The sequence below is a fragment of the Myroides odoratimimus genome (assembly GCF_030326305.1).
Classification (GTDB): domain Bacteria; phylum Bacteroidota; class Bacteroidia; order Flavobacteriales; family Flavobacteriaceae; genus Flavobacterium; species Flavobacterium odoratimimum_A.
In genome coordinates this window covers 1-21788 of the sequence record NZ_JACAKB010000038.1, presented here as the reverse complement: position 1 = coordinate 21788, position 21788 = coordinate 1, and the positions used below count along the sequence as shown (strand labels likewise).

Genomic DNA, 21788 nt, shown 5'->3' with positions numbered 1-21788 from the left:
ATTTCTTGTATTTCATAAGTCCAAAGTTATGTAATTAATTTACTAATTTCACTCCAGCTTATTTAGGGGCTAATATAGATGTAAAGGTAGATTTGCTAAGCGATAGTTGTGAATTGCTTTCAAATTATTGTAAATTTACTGTGTAATCACACAACAACTTAGATGTTCTTTGTGCTAACTGTTTAGTTGTGAATTGCTTTCAAATTATTGTAAATTTACTGTGTAATCACACAACAATGTTTGGGCGTTTAAACATTGGTTAGTAGTTGTGAATTGCTTTCAAATTATTGTAAATTTACTGTGTAATCACACAACTCCGTAGCTCCTCATTTTATTAAAATGGCAGTTGTGAATTGCTTTCAAATTATTGTAAATTTACTGTGTAATCACACAACAAAACGTATTACATTAATAAAGGAAAGATTGTTGTGAATTGCTTTCAAATTATTGTAAATTTACTGTGTAATCACACAACATTAATAATTATGTTTTCTCGCTCTTGTATGTTGTGAATTGCTTTCAAATTATTGTAAATTTACTGTGTAATCACACAACAAGTTTGGTAGCTCGAATTTAGTAAATTTTGTTGTGAATTGCTTTCAAATTATTGTAAATTTACTGTGTAATCACACAACAGTGGAGAAGATATATATATAACGTTCCCTGTTGTGAATTGCTTTCAAATTATTGTAAATTTACTGTGTAATCACACAACATAGCGGTTAAGGTTATGAAAGTAACAACTGTTGTGAATTGCTTTCAAATTATTGTAAATTTACTGTGTAATCACACAACTTACTATGTATATAAAAACTATTATATAGTGTTGTGAATTGCTTTCAAATTATTGTAAATTTACTGTGTAATCACACAACAGATTCATTTCCCATCTCTTTTAACTTATCGTTGTGAATTGCTTTCAAATTATTGTAAATTTACTGTGTAATCACACAACAATATCTATCTTTATATTTCTCTGCTATCAGTTGTGAATTGCTTTCAAATTATTGTAAATTTACTGTGTAATCACACAACTAGTTGGAGTTTCTCAATCAGTTAGGGAGTGTTGTGAATTGCTTTCAAATTATTGTAAATTTACTGTGTAATCACACAACCCTTGGTAATTTCTTTATTGTTCGTTTCCAGTTGTGAATTGCTTTCAAATTATTGTAAATTTACTGTGTAATCACACAACTTATGAATAACATAAAGAAATTTAAAATTAGTTGTGAATTGCTTTCAAATTATTGTAAATTTACTGTGTAATCACACAACTCAGGTAAGTCTTTCAATGCTTCTGTTCTTGTTGTGAATTGCTTTCAAATTATTGTAAATTTACTGTGTAATCACACAACTACCTAGAACTTTAACAGAAGAAGAGAGTAGTTGTGAATTGCTTTCAAATTATTGTAAATTTACTGTGTAATCACACAACTTAGTTAACTCATTAGTGTCTGCTTTATACGTTGTGAATTGCTTTCAAATTATTGTAAATTTACTGTGTAATCACACAACTCTAGTTGTTGTGCTGTTAATTTAGCAAGTGTTGTGAATTGCTTTCAAATTATTGTAAATTTACTGTGTAATCACACAACCTCTTTCCCTTGGGTATTCATCAGATATGCGTTGTGAATTGCTTTCAAATTATTGTAAATTTACTGTGTAATCACACAACACAAAAACGTATTGACCTGGATAATGAAGAGTTGTGAATTGCTTTCAAATTATTGTAAATTTACTGTGTAATCACACAACAGAAGGAAGTTATGGGAGTACAGGTAGATAGTTGTGAATTGCTTTCAAATTATTGTAAATTTACTGTGTAATCACACAACTTTGCAGGAGAAAGCGCGGAAGCTAGAGAGTTGTGAATTGCTTTCAAATTATTGTAAATTTACTGTGTAATCACACAACCTTCACGTATTCAATACATTTATAGATAGTGTTGTGAATTGCTTTCAAATTATTGTAAATTTACTGTGTAATCACACAACAAAGATACTTTTTCCAAGTCTTCTTCAGAAGTTGTGAATTGCTTTCAAATTATTGTAAATTTACTGTGTAATCACACAACCTCTTCTAAAGCCTTATAAATAGGGATGATAAGAGCGATTGGATAGTAAATAAAAAGAAAAAAAAATGCTGTAATCTACAAAAGATTATAGCATTTTTTTATTTCTATTAAAAGAGTTCTAATTGTTGTGGCATAACTGGTAAGTCTGTTTCCTTTTTTGCAAAGAATAGTTCCATTTGTCCAAATTGTTTATCGGTGATACAGAGAATACCTATTTTTCCTTCTGCAGGGAGCTGCTTTTTTACGCGTTTGATATGTACTTCTGCGTTTTCTCTACTGGGACAATGTCTTAGGTAGATACTAAATTGAAACATATTAAAGCCATCATCAATTAATGTTTTTCTAAACTTAGAAGCTACACTTCGCTGGCGTTTAGTTTCTGTTGGTAAATCAAAAAATACTAATACCCACATAATTCGATAAGCATTATAACGACTAAAACTCATTTCATCATAGGATAGTGTATTACTCTATTTTCTCCTATAAAGCATTTGTACAAAGAACTTGTAGTTATGCTTAGTGCAGTCATTAAAGGGCGGTTTAACCCATTAATGTAAACGTCTTTTGTAGCGATTTGTAACAAGTGTGCTTTCGCTTCTTTTGTAACCTCAGATGGGTTTAGGGGATTGCTAATCCACTCTATAACTAATTCATCTATATAAGGACGATAAGGTTCCATTAAATCATCTGCTAAACAGTAGGCGTTATATTTATTTTGGTGAAAGATTCCAATGGTAGGGTGGAGTCCACTGCATACAATAGCTCGAGCTACCATACTTCTCAGTATAGCATAACCAAAATTGAGAAAGTTATTTGGTGATGCTCCCTCTCGATCTCTTGTGAAGTTATCAAAGAGCTTTCCCCAATAGTATTGGGCAGCAATGCCTTCCATATTTGTGCTATCCCCTGATTTTACTTCATTGAGATATTTAAGCATAGGGTCATACGCAAGGTTTTGCTTACTAAGAACTTCTTTTTGTTGATATATCTTAGCTTCTACAGTCTGTTTCCACAACTGCTTTCTTAAAGGCTCTGATATACTTATTTGTTTTTTTAAGCGTTCTGAATGCTCAACATGTCCGCTAATAGGTAACATCAATCCTAAGGGTAGATGAGATTCATCACAACAAATAATAGCTACATTGTGGAGTTGTAGATATTGTATGACAGGATGAGAAATAGTAATTTGTGGATGATCTAATACCAAGAAGCCTATATCTTCTATAGGAATACTTCCTTTGATATCTCCCGTTATCCCATCGTCAATCTTAAGTTGGCGATGGGATAGCTTTAAGTAAGAAGGAGTACCAATATAGATAGTTCTTTTTAGCATAGTATTAAGTTTAATTAATATTCGCCTATATGTATAATTTCACCAAGGTGATTTGTTCTAACTTTTAAAATATTTTTTATTCCATTTAATCCTTCACGCTTCCAGGTTATGTTTTTCAAAGTATTATTATCTTGTACATTAGTTTCTAAGTGATGTCTAAAGAAGTAATCTTTTATTGTGAACTTTTGAACTCTAAACAGGTTTTTACTAATTGTACCGTAGTTACTTTTATTGTATAAATCTATTTCGGTTGGGTTAAAATCATCAGAAGGAAATAAGAAAAGCTCATTTTGCTTCATTGTGAATAAGAATCTCCATCCTAAATGTTGATTATAGGTTTTGTCTATAATTGGTAGTTGTTGATTTACACGTTCTACTGCCTCAAAAAGCGAAACTACAAGTTCATGAAGATTTCCACTTTCATCTTCATATATAGCGACATGATGATTATTTCCTGTATTGATAAAATCGACAGGTATTTCTTGACCTTTAGAATCCAGAATTGGTTGACCTAAGTGATCCTTTTTAATATGTAAGGCTTGTGCGTTTTTAACACCCGATATAGTCACTCGTTTGATTGCTATTCCTTTTTCTTTGTTTAACCAAATAGGATTTTGATCTAAATCAGAGAAAGCTAATTTGGGATTATTATCATATTGTTTTAATCTATTTTCTAAAATACGTTTAACACCTTGATCAATTACTTTGTCAACTTTCAAATCTGGTGTAATTTCTTTTCGTATAGTGTAGTCTTCTTCTAGCCATATTAATTTAACTACCTCAGGAAGAGTGATGTTTTTTTCTAAATCGATGTAAATAGGTGATTTACTAAGGGCATTCTTGCCACCAAATGCTTTTTTAGGATCATTATTATTATCATTTAGTCTTTTTAGTAACAGTTTTTTATAAGTAGGGTTGCTAACTAACTCAATGATTTCAGAATTAAATTTAGGCCCAACTTTTTCTTCTTTAGAAACATATTGACGTATCTTACCATACATTGTTTCTTTGTGCAATTGCCCTCTTGGAGTTAGGGTTAGCTGCCCTACCTTTTTTCCTTGAATTTTATTAATGTTTTTGGTTACAACTTTGTTTTTAGCTTTATGCGAAACCAAAATGCTCTCTAAATGTTGTTTAGCGACTTGCCTAAAATTTGGAATAGGTTCTTTGAATACTCTTTTTCTATTGCCTAAACTATCTGTTATTAGATGGGTTTCTTTAGTTTCTATAGCAATGATATTACTGTGTAGTTTATCAGAATTATTCTTTCTTGCATTGAGGTTGTTTAAATATTGAATGTGATTATGTTTGGTAAATGCTACAGTTAAAGCATCCATAGCGTGGTGACGATGGTCGTTTCGCTTCGTCCAGTCTATAATTATCTCTTTTTTATTGCCATCTTTCATTTCAATTAATTCTGTCAATCCTGCACCCCTATACTTTTCTAGATTTAATTCTTTCAAAACATTAATTAGTCCCCAGTCATCCCTTAAGCGATCTGTAATGCTACCAGAAGTAGAAACTACGTTTCGAGTAATATTAAATAACATAGTTTTTGCTTTTTTAGCAATATATTGAGTCTCTCTTAAATCTCTTTCTATAAAGCCATGTCCTATGTCGCTTTCTCTCATTAAAAGTTTTTTGAATTTGCTTCTAGAAATGCCTTCAACTTGTCCAAGACTGAACAAATTAGTTATTCTTGTTTCAAATTCGTTTGCTTTTTCTTGACCATATTCAGAAAGTATAAAATCATATGCTGTTTGATTTCCCTTTTTCAAGTTTACATTTCTACGTACTAAGGTCTTATTTGAAAAACTATTATCAAATAATTTTGATTGAGGGATAATATGCTCTATATCATAGTCTTTTGAGAAAATATTTTTGCGTTCTATATATTCATTTGTATATAGATCTTTATAGCCATTATTTTTTAATTCTTGATATAATTTATAACGAACGATATCATTTCGTGTAGGGTTTTTTAAACCATCTTCTTTTTGTAAGATTTTGATTATTTTTTCATGGTCTGACTTTCCTTGATTAATTGACTTAGTAAGTTCCTCACGCTCTTTAGCATTCTTTTTTAGTTCACGTGCTAACTCAATACGGATTTCATCAAAGTGAAAATCAGGAGCTTTTCCTTGTTCTTTTAACTTTAGATTCTCTCCATCAATTAATGTATTAACAACATTAACCATTTGGTTTAGTATTTTTTCAACAACTGGGTTTCTAAGACTGTTTTTTGGGAGTATAGTTAATTTATTATTTAGCTCCCTGTTATCATTTTCGTCTTTAGTAAGCGAATGTTTTGAATGCTTATATCCAGCTAAATGACATGCATCACTATACTTATTATCTTTAATGTATGGAAATATTCTTCTTATAGCCTTAGCTGATAGGTTTCCATAATCATCTTGAAATACAATATTTCCTAAGTATTTAGTTTGGTCAGGAGAAAAGTTGAATTTGGTCTGTAATAGTTTATATAAGGTATCTAACCCTGTCTTAGAATCATCTTCTTCATAAGAGTATAATAAATGCCATAGTTGGTAAGACCCTTGTCGTTCAAATGCTTTACCTTCTAAAGTAGCGTCAAAGTCTAAAATAGTAGTATCAATACCTAAATCTTTGAAAATAGTATAAATAATTTCTTTGATTTGAGAAGAGTCAACATCTAAATCAGTTAATTCGATATCATCTTTATTAAGTTTTATCTTTAATTCATTTCGTATATCATAACCAGCAGCATCAATAATGTCTAGATAAGCATTATATAATACTTTATTGGTATTATTTCCTTCTAATTCTGTATAGTTTAACTCCCACATTTTGGGCTTACTTTCGATGAGTTTTAGAGCTTGAGCACTTGTTAACTTACCTTTTATATTTAATTCTTCAAATAGATGCGCTTTTTGTTCTTCTGCTAAACAAGTATATTCATTTGTTTCTTTATTTCTTAACGTCACATTGTGTAATTGTTGCCATATTTTGAATTCTTGGAATAGAGGAGAGGATTTAGGAATTACTCGATTACCAATAGTCTTACTTTTGCCATTTACAAGTTTTTGGCATTGTTCAAATTCACAAAAACTAATCAGTCCTTTTTGTGATTTTAATTTTCTTTGATAAAAAATAATAGTGTCTCTAATTTCCTCCTTGAGTTCAATAGTTAGCTCATCTAAATAGTATAGAGATTGAGTGTTCCATATTGTTTCAAATTCATCTAAGTAATCTTGTCTATAAAAAACTTGGTTTTTAAGACGAGTATGTGAATTATCTTTTAGTTGTTGATATAAATATTGGCCTACAGTCAATTTGTTAAAGTATAACTCTTTACTTCTATCACTTATAGCTCCTAAATAACCAGAAGAATTATATATTTGACCATTAATATCAGCAATAACGAAAGCAACTACATCTTTATCTAATTGCTGTGTTAGGGCTTGAACTCGCCATTGATAACTTTGTAGTTTTTTTTCTTCTCTAGTCCCCTTGTTGTCTGCTGTGTTAAAATTATAAGTTGCCCAGAATAGTGTTGATGTAGCTTTTCCTCCCTTGTCTTTAATTTTATCTTTAAAGGTCTCTGTAAGTATTTCTGGATAATATTTTTGTTGGAAAGTCCATATTAAGTCAAGTTCTTGATTTAGGTCAGAGCGATAATAATCTGGTAATTTCTTGATCCCCTTTTGTAATAGTTCAAGTGATAATTGACCAGGGGTTAATTGTTCATTATAAAGTCGTTTCGCAATCGACATCCCATCGATTAGCTGTCCTTCTTCAGTGTTATTAACTTTGCGACTGCTTTTATATCCACGTTTTTTATTTATCATAAGTAAAACACGAGATAACTCTGAAAGAGATATTTTCTGAGAAGCAGCTTTATCTCGTAAGTGATAAGTTTCAAAAGTAGATTGGTTGCCTGTTTCTGCTAATATGGTAGACTTATTTATCCAATTGTGCTGGGTAAGTATATTTATTAAATGCTCGCGTCTAAGTTTGTATCGTTGTAGATTACGACGTACAGAACGTGATTGCGTTCTTGTAGCATTAGTCGTGATTGGTTTTCCTTTCTCAAAGTTGATTTGCTCGTCTACAGTTAAGGGGTTAACACGTACGCCTAATTTTTGTATTGAAGAAATTTCATTCTCATTTTCAGCTTCATGAACATAAGCCCAACCAATCGAAGTTGTTCCTAAGTCTAAACCAAGTATTTTTTTCATTATTGTAGTTTTTTGTCAGTAAAAAAGATGAATTCTACATAATATTACAACAAAATATTTGATTTCTTATATTTTGTTATATAAAAAAAAGAGTTTATATTTGTAGGACAATATGAAAGCAATTCACAATAAGGATTATTTCCGTTGTGAAAACATTTAGAGCCTCGACTATCTTCGGGGCATTTTTTATTTTAATATTTCGCAAACTAATTGCATGGTGTATTGGGAAAAAAAACACCTTTCTAGCTGTAAATTAATATGCGATGAAAGATCTACTACTTGATATAAATTATATTTTACACGGTTTTTAAGAACAATTTTATAGATAAAACAACAAAAAAACGCACTATATAAGTGCGTTTTTCGTTAGTAAAAGGGTAATAATTGAAGAGAAAAAAATATCTATTTAGCAAACTTCTTACTTGCAGCCACACAAAGGATCACTCCGAAAGTGACGTATAGCATCGTAGGGCTTACTTTTTCGTTTAACACTGTTGCCGCTAATATCATCCCTAATAGCGGTTGTAATAATTGGATTTGACCTACTGTTGCGATTCCTCCTTGTGCTAATCCTTTATACCAAAAGATATACGCTAAAAACATACTGACAACAGAAATATAGAATAGTCCAAACCAAGACTCTCCACTTACTAGAGCTAAGTCTGTAGGTACCGTATAAATCATAATCGGCACTGTAAGAGGTAGTGAGATAATACACGCCCAAGAGATTACTTGATAGCCTCCTAGTGTTTTAGATAGTTTAGCTCCTTCTGCATAGCTCTGCCCACATAAGATGATCGCTAAGATCATTAGGATATCCCCGATAGGGTTAGAACTTACTCCTTGTGAGAATGCAAATCCAATCACTAAGGCACTCCCTATTAGAGAGAATAACCAGAAGATAGGTTTAGGCTTCTCTTTACCAATGAATACAGCGAATATAGCTGTAGACAGGGGTAACATTCCCATAAATACCAATGAATGTGCTGAGGTGATGTACTCTAATGCCATCGCTGTTAATAGAGGGAAACCAATAACTCCTCCAATGGCAACTTTAATTAGTGGCCACATCTGTTCTTTGGTAGGGCGTTTTTCGCGAAGAGCTATTACGCAAGCTAGCGCTAATAAAGCTGCGATAACTGCTCTTGCTGCAGTGGCGAAGATAGGGTCTAGGTCTTTAACCGCCATCTTAGTAGCAGGCATCGAACCTGCGAATAGAAGTACTCCAATAAATCCATTTAACCATCCGTTAGATGATTTCGTTGTTGCATTTAAAATGCCTGATTGTTCCATTATTCTGTTTTATTTGGGACAAAATTACCTCTATGTATAGGATTCACACAGTATCAGTTTTGTATATTTGCATGGGCACAGTTAGTGGATGAATATGAGCAAAACCTTTTTGTATAGTGAGATTGCAGAGAATATAGCTTCTCAGATTAGAAGTGGAAATATTAGAGAAGGAGAGAAGTTACCTTCCTTGCGTGGGTTATGCGCAGAATATGAGATTAGTATGAATACGGCAAGACGTGTTTTCTTAGAGTTAGAATCTCTGTCTTTGATTTATTCGAAACCTCAGAGTGGTTATTTTGTGAGTAAATTAAGTTATAAGAACTTACCTCTTCCTGAGGAGAGTAATCCCATTTTATTAGCTAATCACTGTGAACCTAATGATATTCTTCAAAAAGTATACGCTAATATAGGTAGGGAAGACCTCTTATTACTATCTTATACCGTGGCGTATGGAGATATGTTGCCTATTGCTAAATTAAAGAAAGAGATAGTACAAGCCACTAGAGACTTGCCTACTGGTGGGGTACAATACGAACGATTAGAAGGTAACGCCAATCTGAGGAGAATGATTGCTTTGCGATCTTCGGGTTGGGGTGCTAATCTTCACGAAGAAGATTTGATTACCACAAATGGAGGGATGAATGCAGTAGCTCTTTGTCTAACTGCATTGAGTAAACCTGGAGATACTGTTGCGATAGAAAGTCCTTGTTATCCTGGTATTCTACAATTAGCTTTAGGATTGGGGTTAAAGGTGTTTGAATTACCGACTAATCCTAATACAGGAATAAAAGTAGAAGCGCTAAGAGAGGTGGTCTCAGAAATAGATATTTGTATTTTAATCTCAAACTACAATACTCCTGTAGGGAGCTGTATGCCTGATGAGAGCAAGAAAGAGGTGGTAGAGCTATTGGCACAGCACGATATTCCTTTGATAGAAGATGATGTATATGGAGATTTATGTTTTGAAGGCCATCGACCTACTTGCTGTAAGACATTCGATAAGACAGGAAATGTGCTTTGGTGTAGTTCTATCTCTAAAACACTAGCCCCTGGGTTTAGAGTAGGATGGGTAGCCCCTGGTAAGTATAAAGATAAAGTGCAAAATATCAAACTGATACAATCTATCTCATCCTCTTCCTTAGAACAAGAAGCTGTGGCTAATTTCTTAAGGTCAGGGAAATACGATAAGCACTTGCGAAAACTAAGAAGAAAGCTATATCAGAATTATCAAAACTATGCTAGAGTTATTCAGCAGAGTTTTCCTATGAATATTAAGATTAGCCAACCACAGGGTGGGTTGTCTTTATGGATAGAGTTTAGTGAAGAGATTGATACTATCGCGTTATATGATTTGGCGATGAAAAAAGGAATAAGTATAGCTCCTGGACGGATGTTCACTTTGCAAAATCAGTATAACAACTCCATGCGATTGTGTTTTGGCTTGCCTTGGGATGTACAATTAGAGGGAAAGATTAAACAGATAGGTTTATTAGCTAGACAATTGCAAAACCTAAAGACTGTTAATACAGAACAAGAATAGCTGAAAGAAAAAGGGGGAGTTGCAAATACACGTTGAAATAAAAGAGAAAAAAGTAATTTGAAAAACTTATCTATCAAGAGAAAAAAATTACATTTGACTTGACTAAACCAACTATTATTTATGATTCCACTACACGATTTAATGCTGTTTGTGATAGCGGCAGTAGTCTTGGCTATTACTCCAGGGCCAAATATGTTTTACCTTATTACGAGAACATTATCACAAGGCAAAAGAGCGGGGCTAATCTCTCTAATGGGAGTAATCTGCGGTTTTCTGTTTCATATTATATTAGTGTCTTTTGGATTGACGGCTATATTATTTACCATACCTTATGCCTATGCTATACTGAAGTGGACAGGCGCGCTGTACTTAGTGTATTTGGCATTTCAAGCGTTAAAACCTAATGCAAAGAATATATTTGATGTAGAACAAAGTATTAAAGTAGACTCTCCAAGTAAGTTGTTCTCAATAGGTTTTTTAACGAATGTCTTGAATCCCAAGGTAGCAGTTTTTTATCTTTCTTTGTTTCCCCAGTTTATTAAGCCAGCTTATGGATCTGTATTGTTACAGAGTTTAACATTAGGAACCACTCAACTACTAGTTAGTTTTATCAATAATTTTTTAATTGTTTTATTTGCAGCTAAGATAGCTTCTTTCTTTCAGAGACAACCTCTATGGGTAAAAGTACAGAAGTGGTTTATGGGGAGCGTATTGTTATTTTTAGCTTTTAAAATGGCTATTTCAAAAGGAAAATAGTGTTTCTGTTTTTAGGATTTAGTACTTTTAGCTCTAAACTAATCTAAAAACTAAAATTATGAGCATCAATAGAACGCGTACTTTCTCTTGGGAAGACCCTAATAAAACTTTAGAAGAGGCAAAGAAGTTAAATGGATATGAGTTTCTAATGCAGGTATTAGAAGGAAATTTACCTATGGCTCCTATACAGGAAACAATATCCTCTAGAGTAGTTTCTGTTGAGAAAGGACAGGTCATATTCGAACTAAAAGGAGAAGAATTTCATTATAACCCAATAGGGAGCGTACACGGAGGCATTATCAGTACAGTATTAGACTCTGCTATTGGCTGTTCTTTATTGAGTACCCTAGAGATTGGAGAAAGCTTTACCTCATTAGATTTAAAAGTGAATTTCTTGAGAAGAATAACTGCTGAGTCACCTGCTTTAAAGACTAAAACGAAGATTATACATAAAGGACGTACTACGGCTTATTTAGAATGTGAATTGCTAGATGCAGAGGGCAAACTATATGCTCATGCTGTGTCCAACTGTATGATCTTTAGATAATATACTAGCCCACTCTCTTAGAAGTAGGCTTTTTTGTGCTAATATTTCGCATTATAAATCAAGATTAGTTTTTGAAAATAGAATATCTTTCGTTTATAAATTATCTGTTATGAAAGAGTTTTTATCTGATATACGCCAAACACTACAAGACTATGTAGATCCACAAAATATAGTTGTTTCATCTCGTTTCTTTAAAGGAGATGAGCAACCTAAGGAGTATGGTGTGTCCAAAGAGATTTTAAATAGGATAGGAAAAGAATTGTTTAATAATCTTAAAGCAAAACCTAAAGAAGAAATATACTTGCTATGTCAAGAATTGTGGAAATCACGTTATTTTGAAGAAGCTTACATTGCTTGTATTATAACAAAGCGATTACATCGTCAATACGAAGCTATAGATATGAAGTACTTTGGTCTGTGGTTAAATAAGTATGTTCAAAGCTGGGCAGATTGTGATACGCTCTGCTGTTCTACTATTGGGCCTTTATTCATAAAATATCCTTTAGAGATAGAACAGTTGACCTTATGGGCGACTTCACCTAATCGTTGGATGCGCAGAGGTGCAGCTGTAAGTCTAGTAGTGCCTGCTAGGAAAGGATTGTACTTAGAGAAAGTATTTGAATTAGCAATCTTGTTAATGAAAGATGAGGATGACCTAGTACAGAAAGGAACAGGTTGGATGCTAAAAGAGGCTAGTAAGTTACATCAAGTTGAAGTATATGAATTCATTATGCAGTATAAGGTAGTAATGTCTAGAACGACATTGCGCTATGCTATCGAAAAAATGCCTTTAGATTTAAAAGCAGAAGCGATGAAGAAATAAAGTAGTGTTAGTCCATTATCTATTTTAATGTAAAGAACCTGTATTGATTATGAAATAAAAAGATTGGTGAGACGTTTAAAAATAGTAAAATAAGCACAATGAAAAAGAGGTACTTTATTTTAATCATGATGGGTTTTATAATCACTCTTGGAGTAGTCTTCTCAGAAACTATTGTATTAAGATTAGTGGAAATACAAGAGTTAGAAGTATTTTCTCAAAAGGATTATGATGAATCTTTAATCAGGTTAAAGGAGCAATACCCTGAAGACTCACAGTTTCTCATTAGTACACAAGAACAGTTTATAAGTTATTCTTCTTTCCTAGAAAAAGAAAAACAATATATTCTGACCAAACCTATACAGTTATTGTATTTTAAAGAGGATAGTCTAGTTTCTATACATTCTAGTTGTAATGTTCCTATAAATTATTGGACATGGAAGTTAGATTGGAATATAGACGATCGATTTGAACAGTTTCCTCCATTATCTAGCACATCTGTATTGGATATAAAATTACAACAAATACAAGAGTTATATGGTTTTAGAATGGAGAATACGTCTGAGAATACTCTGATCGTTTTTTGGAGTAGAATGATGGAGAAACAAGTATATGGAGCATTAGAAACAGTAATTTATAATAAAAGATTATGGAATAACGAGGAGAAGTTAAACACAATCTTTATCAATGTAGATCATGCTTTTTTAGGTAGAATAGTTTTAGATGAGTAATAATCTGACAGAATAAGAAGAAAAAGGACACTTTTACAGGTGTTCTTTTTGCATTTTTCCCCTTTTTTAGAAGTCAAAAGTACTTTTTTAAAAACTTTTTTTGCCGAGACAGTAAGTTGCTTTAAAATATTTGATTTTTGAATAAAAAAGAGGCTTTTTTGGATGTTTTAGGAGTCAAAAATGAATAAAATATACCTTTTTTTAGTCAAAATATGTTTTTGGGCTTAAGGCTAGTTATAGCAAGACTTGACTGTGCTTTTAGAGTCTGTTTTTGGCAGTGTAAATCCTGCTATTTGTTAAAATATTTTAGAGGTGATGTCGAGAGTAGTATTATTTTGGTATTTTATATGCTTAAACTTTGATTTTTGTGTTGTAAAAAACAGTGTTTATTGAATTAAGTTTAAGTAAAGATGTGTTTTTTTGTTTGGTGGTTCTAAATCAATTTATATCTTTGACCCATAGATCAGAAACAAAAAGATGAAAAATTTAGTAAACATTCTAGTGGTTCTAATTATTGTGATTGTGGTAAACACATTTGCACGGGAGTCGCTATGCTGATTTTTTCTATCTAGAGATAAAGAATATTTGAAGCCTCCCATATCGGGAGGCTTTTTTTGTTTATAGCATTTTGTAATTAAACTTCTCTAGTCGTTTCGCTATCAAGGATATATAATCAACCAAAAAATACAATTATGAATGTATTGAACAAGTACAGTAGAGTAATCACACAAGACCAAACACAGCCAGCGGCACAGGCTATGCTCTATGGAATCGGACTGAGTGAAGAAGACTTAGATAAGGCACAGGTAGGTGTAGTGAGTATGGGCTATGAAGGCAATACCTGTAATATGCACCTAAACGATCTGGCAAAGTATGTAAAGCAAGGCGTCAAACAGAGTGGACTAGTAGGGCTAATCTTCAACACAATCGGTGTGAGTGATGGTATTTCGAATGGGACAGAGGGCATGAAGTATTCTCTTGTATCTCGAGATATTATAGCAGATTCTATTGAGACAGTGGTTAATGCACAATGGTATGACTCTGTCATTGCTATCCCTGGTTGTGATAAGAATATGCCAGGTGCGATTATCGCGATGGGGCGACTAAATAGACCTGCTATTATGGTATATGGTGGTACTATACACTCAGGGAAATACAAGGGAGAATCACTAAATATCGTCTCTGCTTTTGAGGCCTTGGGCAAGAAGTTTAGCAACTCTATCTCAGAAGAAGATTACAAAGGAGTGATTAAGAATGCTTGCCCAGGAGCAGGAGCCTGTGGAGGGATGTACACAGCCAATACTATGGCATCTGCGATAGAAGCTCTTGGGATGAGTCTGCCACATAGTTCTTCTTATCCTGCTTTGAGTGCAGAGAAGAAACAGGAGTGTTTAGAAGTGGGACAGGCTTTGAGAAATCTATTAGAGAAAGACATTAAGCCATCAGATATTATGACTAAAGAAGCTTTTGAGAATGCGATGACGATGGTAATTACACTAGGAGGATCTACTAATGCAGTACTTCACTTAATCGCGATGGCACATGCTGTAGATATTGAGATTACACTAAAGGACTTTCAGGAGATTAGCGATAGAGTACCTGTCTTAGCAGATCTAAAACCTAGTGGAAAGTACCTTATGGAAGATTTACACAAAATAGGAGGGGTACCTGCTATTATGAAACATCTGTTGGATCAGGGATTATTGCATGGAGATTGTCTTACAGTAACAGGAAAGACGGTAAGAGAAAACTTAAGTCTAGCAAAAGACTTGGTTAAGGACCAAGATATTATTGTGGATATCACTACTCCAATTAAGAAAAGTGGACACTTACAATTTCTCTATGGTAATCTAGCAGAGAAGGGAAGTGTGGCGAAGATCAGTGGTAAGGAAGGCATGTTCTTTAAGGGCAAAGCAAGAGTATTTGATGATGAGTATGCAGTTATCGAAAGTGTATCAGCTCAAGAAGTGCAGCCAGGGGAAGTAATCGTTATCCGATATTGTGGTCCTAAAGGAGGTCCAGGAATGCCAGAGATGCTTAAGCCTACTTCTGCAATTATGGGAGCAGGATTGGGCAAGAGTGTAGCTCTTATCACAGATGGCCGTTTTTCAGGTGGTACACATGGTTTTGTAGTAGGGCATATTACTCCTGAAGCGTATGATGGAGGTACAATTGCATTAGTAGAGAATGGAGATGTCATCAGTATTGATGTAGAGAATAGAAAGCTTGAGCTATTAGTTGATCAGAAGGTATTAGAAGCCCGTAGAGAAAAGTGGCAAAAGCCAGCACTAAAGTTTAAAAAAGGAGTGTTGTACAAATACTCAAACTGTGTGGCTGATGCATCAGAGGGATGTATTACTGATGGAATTAAGAATTAAGAATGTTTGCCTAGGGCATTTATTATTTCATTCTGTGGGTCATGTAGAGACGCAATATTTTGCGTGTCAGAGTTAATGTTTTATAGAATATGGCACGGTTTACAAATTCGCGTCCGCATTAGTACAGACGCATTATTATGCGTGTCGCCGTGCATGAGAACAACAACATTACGGTTTCACGCTATCACAAAATTCACAGTTTTACAAAAAAAACAAAAAACGATTTCACAAAAAACACAAAATATGCAACAAGAAAAATTAACAGGAGCACAGGCGGTAATCTCCTCTTTGTTGTGTGAAGGAGTAGAGACGATATTCGGGTACCCAGGTGGAGCCATAATGCCCATCTATGACGCTCTTTATGACAAAATGGATGAGCTAGAACACATTTTAGTGCGCCATGAACAAGGAGCAATACACGCAGCACAAGGATTTGCACGAGCTTCTGGAAAAGTAGGAGTAGTCTTTGCTACTTCAGGACCAGGGGCAACTAATTTGATTACAGGATTAGCAGATGCCTATATTGATTCAACACCTGTGGTGTGTATCATAGGACAGGTAACTTCCCAATTATTGGGGACAGATGCGTTTCAGGAGACAGATGTAATAGGTATTTCAATGCCGATTACCAAGTGGAACTATCAAGTAACTAAGGCTTCAGAGATAGCACCTACTATTGCCAAAGCATTTTATCTAGCGAAGTCTGGAAGACCAGGTCCTGTTGTGATTGATATCACAAAGGATGCTCAGTTCGGAATGACTGCTTTTGAATATAAACCATGTGCTAAGGTTAGAAGTTATTTTCCAGAACCTCCAGTTGATTTAGAACGCTTTCACCAAGCAGCTGATTTAATTAATAAGGCAAAAAAACCTTATTTGTTAGTAGGACAAGGGGTATTGTTAAGCCATGCAGAACAAGAGTTAAAAGCCTTTGTAGAAAAGACAGATATCCCTACTGCTTCCACGCTTTTAGGTTTAGGAGCATTGCCTAGTAATCATAGTCATTTCTGTGGAATGCTTGGAATGCACGGTGATTATGCAGCGAATGTAAAGACGAATGAGTGTGATGTATTAATCGCCATAGGAATGCGCTTTGATGATAGAGTAACTGGAGATGTGTCTCGATATGCAAAGCAAGCTAAGGTTATTCATATCGATATAGATGCAGCAGAGTTAAATAAAATTATTAAGGCAGATATCGGAATACGAAGTGATGCTAAAAAAGCATTAAATACTTTGATTGAACTAGTAGAGCAGCATACTCATAAGGATTGGCTTTCTGAGTTTAAACTAGGCAAAGCATATGAAGTAGAGCAGTTGAAAGTTAACAAAAAGCAAGTCAATGCAGACAAGATCATGATGGAGGATGCTGTTAAGTTATTGACAGAGTTGACTAAAGGGGAAGTTGTCATTGTAACAGATGTAGGACAACACCAAATGATAACAGCCCGTCATTATGAGTATAATTCCCCTAAGACAAATATCACTTCTGGAGGATTGGGCACGATGGGGTTTGCTCTTCCTGCTGCAGTAGGTGCTAAATTAGGCAATCCTAAACAAACGGTAGTTGCGATTGCAGGGGACGCAGGTTTTCAGATGAATATTCAAGAACTAGGTACAATTATGCAAAGTAATATAGGAGTGAAAATGATTATTCTAAACAACAGTTTTTTAGGTATGGTAAGACAGTGGCAGCAGATGTTCTTTGAGAAGAGGTATAGCTTTACAGAGATGAACAACCCTAATTTCGTAGGTATTGCACAATCGTATACTATAGAAGCTAACCGTGTAGAACAGCGTCAAGATCTGAGAGAGGCACTAGAAAAAATGCTTGCTCATCCTGGAGCTTATCTATTAGAAATAGCAGTAGAGAAGGAAGAAAATGTATATCCAATGATTCCAACAGGAGCAAGTGTTTCTGATGTATTATTAAATTAAAAGACAAGGATTATGAAAGAGGAATTCACATTGTCGGTTTTTACTGAAAATAGTATTGGGATGCTGACGAGAATAACCAATGTTTTTACACGTAGACATATTAATCTAGATAGTCTTACAGTGTCAGAATCTGAGATAAAACAGGTTTTTAAATACACTGTAGTATTTAAAAGTACACAAGAGCAAGTCGATAAATTGATCGGTCAGTTAGAGCGATTAGTAGAAGTATTTAAGGTATTTGCCTATAAGAATAGCGATATCATTTACCAAGAGCTAGCACTTTATAAAGTAAGAACATCTTTGTTGTCTAATACCCAAGTAGAACAAATCATTAGAGTGAATCAAGCTAGAATATTATCAGTAGATAAAGATTTTATAGCCATAGAGAAGACAGGGTATATAGAAGAAATAGAGAATCTTTTTACTCAGTTGTCTAGTTATGGAGTACTAGAGTTTACTCGTTCTGGCAGAGTAGCGATTACGAAGCCTATGAACTATGAAGAGCTTTATTTGATTAAGAACTAAGAATGTTTTTAAACAATATCACGACATCACGAAATCACAAAAAAACAAAAAACTATAAAAAATGGGACAAATTAATTTTGGAGGAACACTAGAAAATGTAGTGACTAGAGAAGAATTTACATTAGATAATGCAAGAGAAGTATTAAAAAATGAGGTATTGGCTGTTATTGGTTATGGAGTACAAGGACCAGGACAGGCACAGAATTTAAGAGATAATAAAATTAATGTAATTGTTGGACAACGCAAGGATTCTAACAGTTGGGATAAGGCAGTAGCTGATGGATGGGTAGAAGGAGAGACTTTATTTGATATCGAAGAGGCTTGCCAACGCGGTACGATTATCATGAACCTACTATCAGATGCAGGACAAATTCATACGTGGGAGGCAGTTAAAGGTAATCTATCAACAGGTAAAGCATTGTATTTTTCGCATGGTTTTGGAGTAGCTTTTCATCAGAAAACGAATATTATTCCACCAGCAGGAGTAGATGTGTTTTTAGTAGCACCGAAAGGGTCAGGAACATCATTGCGTACATTATTTTTAGAAGGATGTGGATTAAACTCAAGCTATGCTATTTTCCAAGATGCTACAGGTAGAGCACAGGAGAGAGCTTTAGCCGTAGGTATTGCTATTGGTTCAGGTTATTTGTTTGAAACAACATTTGAGCGAGAAGCTTATAGTGATTTGACTGGAGAACGAGGAGTGTTAATGGGAGCTATTGCAGGTATTTTTGAAGCACAGTACAATGTACTAAGAGCAAAAGGGCATACACCTAGCGAAGCATTTAATGAGACAGTAGAAGAGTTGACACAGAGTTTAATGCCTTTAGTTGCAGATCGAGGAATGGACTGGATGTATGCTAATTGTTCTACTACAGCACAGCGAGGAGCACTAGATTGGAAAGATAAGTTTAGAGATGCTACTACTCCTGTATTTAAAGAGTTATATGAGAGTGTAGCGTCAGGAAGAGAGGCAGAGATTGTGATTAAGGCAAATAGTGAGAAAGACTATAGAGCTAAGTTAGAAGAAGAGTTAAAAGAATTAAGAGAGAGCGAACTTTGGCAAACAGGCGCTGAGGTAAGAAAACTAAGACCATCCCAATCATGAACTTATTGACAAAAGTATATCAAGCACAACAAAATATTGCACGAGTCGTCATCCAGACTCCTTTAATAAAAAACCTAAACCTAAGTACAGTATATCAGGCAGATATCTATTTGAAAAGAGAAGATTTGCAGCCTGTACGTTCTTATAAATTAAGAGGAGCATATAATAAGGTTACTACACTTACTCCAGACGAGCAGTCTGGAGGTGTGGTATGTGCTAGTGCAGGTAATCATGCGCAGGGAGTCGCTTTCGCTTGTCATCATCTAGATATCCACGCAACGATATTTATGCCGATTACTACTCCTAAACAGAAGATAGATCAAGTCAAACTATTCGGTAAAGATAAGGTTAACATCGTTTTGAAAGGAGATACATTTGACGCCTGTTATGCAGAAGCAAGCTTGTATTGTAAAGAGAATAAAGCGGTGTTTATCCATCCTTTTGATGATGAAGAGGTAATCGCAGGTCAGGGTACTGTAGCATTAGAAGTATTACAGGCTATGAAAGAGCCTATTGATTATGTGTTTGTCCCTATCGGAGGAGGAGGTTTAGCAGCTGGAGTCAGTACTGTATTTAAACATTTAAGCCCACATACTCATATAGTAGGAGTAGAACCAGCAGGAGCAGCATCTATGCGGACTTCTATCCAAGAGAATGTGAATACGGCATTAAATACAGTAGACACCTTTGTAGATGGGGCTGCTGTTAAGCGAGTTGGAGATTTAAACTTTGCTATCTGTAAAGAGAGTTTACACGATGTAATAACAGTAGCCGAAGGAAAGGTATGTACTACTATTCTCAAGCTTTATAATGAAGAAGCACTAGTGGTAGAACCAGCTGGAGCCTTGAGTATAGCTGCTCTTGATTTGTATAAAGATAAATTGGTGGGTAAAAAGGTGGTCTGTGTAGTAAGTGGAAGTAATAACGATATTACTCGTACAGAAGAGATAAAAGAACGCTCACTCTTATACGAAGGGCTAAAGCATTATTTCATTGTTAACTTTCCACAACGGCCAGGAGCATTAAAGGAGTTTGTCAATGAAGTACTAGGGAAAGATGATGATATCACTTATTTTCAGTTTTCCAAAAAGAATAATAGAGAAAGAGGCCCTGCGGTAGTAGGGATAGAATTAGCCAACAGACTCGATTATGATCATCTGATTAAACAATTAGAGAAACATAATTTTAATTATCAGTATTTAAATGATAATGAAGCACTATTTACTCATTTAGTTGGCTAGTAGATTTCTTTATAAATGACTTGATTAGTAAGTCAGCAATGAATAGGTTCCGATTGTTTCTCGGAACCTATTTTATTTTAGAATAGCGTTGTTGTCAAGAGTAGTTATATAAGACAGATAGTACTGAGTAATTTAGGTATAGCTATAGAATGAATGAAAGATTTCAGGTAGTGTTGCTTTAGATCTAATAGGAACAGTATTCCAACAACAGGTGTGGCATGGACTTCTCCATATCCCTTATGGAGAAACAAAATCTTATAAAGAACAATCGGAGTATCTACAGATTCCAAAAAGTATTAGAGCTGTAGCGAATGCGAATGGAATGAATAGAATAGCTATTGTGATCCCATGTCACCGAATTATAGGTACTGATGGTAGTCTGACAGGCTACAGAGGAGGGATTTGGAGAAAGAAATTCTTATTAGAATTAGAGAATAAAGAGAGATTCTCTTCTTCTCAGTTAACATTGAGTTTATACTGAGGTCAGTATAGTAAATTGTGGTTTGAAAATAGCTATAATTAATCGCAAAAGCGTATTAGTAAGAATTGTACTTTAGTTTTATCAATTTTAAGAGTTTGTATCGTGATAAAGATGTTTTTAAGTTCTTCATTCTGTGATGTAGTTAGCTTATTTAGCGACTTTGCTGGTGAAGAAGTAAAAGGAAAAAGGGTGACCTTTATTCCCACAGCCAGTGTAGTAAAAGAGTATGTGGGACATGTAGAAAATGACAAAAGAGCTTTCGAAAGTTTAGGAATCATTATAGATGTATTAGAACTGAGTACAGCAAGTAATGAAGAAATCAGAGAGAAAGTAAGTACTAATGATTACATTTTTGTATCAGGCGGAAATTCTTTTTACCTACTCCAAACTTTAAAAGAAATGGGTGCTGATTACTTAATAAAAGCAGAGGTGTCTAAAGGGAAGCTGTATATAGGGACTTCGGCAGGAAGTGTTGTGATGTGTCCTGACATTCGATATATAGAGGCAATGGATGACAAATCATTTGCCCCTAAGTTGACAGAATACAAGGCAATGGGAATGATAGATCAATATCCTTTAGTACATTATGGATGTGAACCTTTTACAGAAGTAGCTGAACAAGTATATCAAGAATATAAGGATAAATTGCCTTTAGTGTTGTTAAATAATTACCAAGTTCTGACTGTCCAAAACCAAGAAATAGAGGTGTTGTCACTATAATCCCGTATTACGCATTAGGGATATTTAAAGGTAGATCTAAAGGATAATCCCATAATCCTACGAACCATTTTCGTCGCTTCTTG

At 34.3% G+C, this 21788-nt stretch carries 15 protein-coding genes, 1 pseudogene and 1 CRISPR repeat array; of the genes and pseudogenes, 12 read left to right on the top strand and 4 right to left on the bottom strand.

The features are described 5' to 3' along the window. Positions 1-105: 105 nt before the first annotated feature. Positions 106-2074: a CRISPR direct-repeat array (repeat unit 50 nt; unit sequence GTTGTGAATTGCTTTCAAATTATTGTAAATTTACTGTGTAATCACACAAC). Positions 2075-2181: 107 nt separating this feature from the next. The 4 genes from cas2 to HX049_RS16720 all read right to left on the bottom strand — a co-directional run bounded on the left by cas2 (position 2182) and on the right by HX049_RS16720 (position 8920). Next, complete coding sequence (gene cas2 / locus HX049_RS16735) at positions 2182-2520, bottom strand: CRISPR-associated endonuclease Cas2 (RefSeq protein ID WP_286417355.1); 339 nt, start codon at positions 2518-2520, stop codon at positions 2182-2184. Continuing rightward, positions 2517-3407, bottom strand: coding sequence for a type II CRISPR-associated endonuclease Cas1 (cas1, locus tag HX049_RS16730; RefSeq protein ID WP_286417353.1), 891 nt, complete (start codon positions 3405-3407; stop codon positions 2517-2519). Before cas1 ends, cas2 begins: the two co-directional genes overlap by 4 nt. Positions 3408-3421: 14 nt before the next feature. Further along, positions 3422-7627, bottom strand: a complete 4206-nt coding sequence (cas9, locus tag HX049_RS16725; protein ID WP_286417351.1) for a type II CRISPR RNA-guided endonuclease Cas9 — start codon at positions 7625-7627, stop codon at positions 3422-3424. Positions 7628-8029: 402 nt separating this feature from the next. Next, entirely contained in the window at positions 8030-8920 is an 891-nt protein-coding gene (locus HX049_RS16720) for a DMT family transporter (RefSeq protein WP_286417350.1), read from the bottom strand. 88 nt (positions 8921-9008) lie between these two features. On the opposite strand from HX049_RS16720, the gene HX049_RS16715 reads away from it, so the two are divergent. The 12 genes and pseudogenes from HX049_RS16715 to HX049_RS16660 all read left to right on the top strand — a co-directional run bounded on the left by HX049_RS16715 (position 9009) and on the right by HX049_RS16660 (position 21705). Continuing rightward, positions 9009-10460: a PLP-dependent aminotransferase family protein gene (locus HX049_RS16715; RefSeq protein WP_286417348.1), complete on the top strand. Its 1452-nt coding sequence runs from the start codon at positions 9009-9011 to the stop codon at positions 10458-10460. A gap of 120 nt (positions 10461-10580) precedes the next feature. Continuing rightward, complete coding sequence (locus HX049_RS16710; RefSeq protein WP_286417346.1) at positions 10581-11216, top strand: LysE family translocator; 636 nt, start codon at positions 10581-10583, stop codon at positions 11214-11216. 58 nt (positions 11217-11274) lie between these two features. After that, positions 11275-11763, top strand: a complete 489-nt coding sequence (locus HX049_RS16705) for a PaaI family thioesterase (protein WP_286417344.1) — start codon at positions 11275-11277, stop codon at positions 11761-11763. Between the two features lie 109 nt (positions 11764-11872). Further along, on the top strand, positions 11873-12586 hold the full coding sequence (locus HX049_RS16700; protein WP_286417342.1) for a DNA alkylation repair protein: 714 nt from the start codon (positions 11873-11875) through the stop codon (positions 12584-12586). Between the two features lie 98 nt (positions 12587-12684). Further along, entirely contained in the window at positions 12685-13314 is a 630-nt protein-coding gene (locus HX049_RS16695) for a hypothetical protein (protein ID WP_286417341.1), read from the top strand. 692 nt (positions 13315-14006) lie between these two features. Further along, positions 14007-15692 carry a dihydroxy-acid dehydratase gene (gene ilvD, locus HX049_RS16690; protein WP_286417339.1) on the top strand — a complete coding sequence of 562 codons (1686 nt, stop codon included), beginning with the start codon at positions 14007-14009 and terminating at the stop codon, positions 15690-15692. A 243-nt stretch (positions 15693-15935) separates the two neighbouring features. Next, entirely contained in the window at positions 15936-17630 is a 1695-nt protein-coding gene (gene ilvB, locus HX049_RS16685; protein WP_286417337.1) for a biosynthetic-type acetolactate synthase large subunit, read from the top strand. 12 nt (positions 17631-17642) lie between these two features. Further along, entirely contained in the window at positions 17643-18155 is a 513-nt protein-coding gene (gene ilvN, locus HX049_RS16680; RefSeq protein ID WP_286417335.1) for an acetolactate synthase small subunit, read from the top strand. A 61-nt stretch (positions 18156-18216) separates the two neighbouring features. Further along, positions 18217-19263 carry a ketol-acid reductoisomerase gene (gene ilvC, locus HX049_RS16675; protein ID WP_286417333.1) on the top strand — a complete coding sequence of 349 codons (1047 nt, stop codon included), beginning with the start codon at positions 18217-18219 and terminating at the stop codon, positions 19261-19263. Beyond that, positions 19260-20504, top strand: a complete 1245-nt coding sequence (gene ilvA / locus HX049_RS16670; protein ID WP_286417332.1) for a threonine ammonia-lyase IlvA — start codon at positions 19260-19262, stop codon at positions 20502-20504. Before ilvC ends, ilvA begins: the two co-directional genes overlap by 4 nt. Positions 20505-20664: 160 nt before the next feature. Next, a pseudogene (locus HX049_RS16665) lies at positions 20665-20985 on the top strand (methylated-DNA--[protein]-cysteine S-methyltransferase); the annotation flags it as partial. A 111-nt stretch (positions 20986-21096) separates the two neighbouring features. Further along, positions 21097-21705 carry a Type 1 glutamine amidotransferase-like domain-containing protein gene (locus tag HX049_RS16660; RefSeq protein ID WP_286417331.1) on the top strand — a complete coding sequence of 203 codons (609 nt, stop codon included), beginning with the start codon at positions 21097-21099 and terminating at the stop codon, positions 21703-21705. Positions 21706-21788 lie beyond the last annotated feature (83 nt).